Consider the following 834-nt stretch of genomic DNA (forward strand, 5'->3'; position numbering starts at 1 on the left):
TATCAGCCAATAGTCCAGATGAGCTTTAATTAAACCAAGCCATAAAGTTTGGTATAAGAAAAGCTAACTGCTAGCTCGCTTGATTGAAGAAGCTTTTACTTATACTACAACGAAGCAAGGAAAGCTTCAGGCCATTCGGTTTGAAGCTTTCCTTGCTTCGTTTATAACTCAAAGGAGAAATGATATTTGTGAAAAAGAAAAAAATATTTTTTTTGTCAGTCTTATCTATTAGTTTGTTGGGGGTTGTTGTTGTGCCGAGTATGATCTGTGCAAGTTCAGATACGTCTGATCCTACAAATACATCCAGTATTGCGACCAAAAATGCTGGTAAATCAACTATTAGTGACCATGTCATAACTCCTCAAAAATCAAGAGATGTTTTTGATGACACGTTCGACAGAAAGGACCCAGTGTCACGTTTTGTATTAGATCCTGGATACGGGCATCTTAAAATTTTTGCCAAAAATAGAGGCAGTTCAACCATCACCTTTAGCCTGGTCCATACAGATAGTGGAAAACAATATATTGTTAAGACTATTGGCGCTCATAAAAAATTGCTCTGGGAGAGTGTGAATTCTTTTTCACAAGGGTTGCGCTCAGGAAATTATGAAATACAATGGAGAGCTAACGGCGACATTGTGCATGTCACAACATGGGGCGTGTCGGGAACTGGTTTTGCAAATACTTCCACTACGGCGACCCAAGATGCTGGTAAAACAACTACTGGTGACCATGTAATCACTCCGCAAGCTACCGATGGACAAATTGTCGATCGTCCAGTAGCTGGATTAAATGATTCTTCTGATTTTGACGTTAGACCAGATTATGGATATG

The 834-nt window shown here is 39.3% G+C and carries 1 protein-coding gene; it reads left to right on the forward strand.

Annotated features, from left to right (window positions below; all coding sequences use genetic code 11):
• Positions 1 to 188 precede the first annotated feature (188 nt).
• Positions 189 to 834, forward strand: a 646-nt coding sequence (locus AC5V8P_RS25820) for a hypothetical protein (protein WP_495474086.1), incomplete at its 3' end; no start/stop codon positions are given.

It is taken from the genome of Paenibacillus sp. N119s, assembly GCF_059447605.1.